1 protein-coding gene is annotated in these 249 nt (G+C 64.7%); it reads right to left on the bottom strand.

Features of this window, described 5'->3' with window-relative positions; all coding sequences use genetic code 11:
• Nucleotides 1–249 (bottom strand): YfbR-like 5'-deoxynucleotidase (locus C1X29_RS30180; protein ID WP_146023338.1); only part of this gene is annotated, 249 nt, incomplete at both ends.

Here is a 249-nt window from a genome sequence, read left to right as displayed (position 1 = left end):
GTCTTATAGTCGACCCCCAGCGCCGCCTTGAACGGCGAGATCATGTCGCCGATCACATACTCCGGAGCGTCATGCAGCAGCGCCACCAACCGCCACTTGGGCGCCAGGGCCGGCTGCAGGTGCACAGCGATCTCCTCCACCACCAGGCTGTGCTGAGCCACGGAGAAGCCGTGCTCGCCGATGGTCTGGCCGTTCCAGCGCGCCACCCTTGCGATGCCGTGGGCGATGTCCTCGATCTCAATATCGAAG

Origin of the sequence: Pseudomonas sp. GW456-12-10-14-LB2 (assembly GCF_002884345.1) — a bacterium.
GTDB classification, from domain to species: domain Bacteria; phylum Pseudomonadota; class Gammaproteobacteria; order Pseudomonadales; family Pseudomonadaceae; genus Aquipseudomonas; species Aquipseudomonas paraglycinae.
This window is presented reverse-complemented; position numbering and strand designations above follow the sequence as displayed.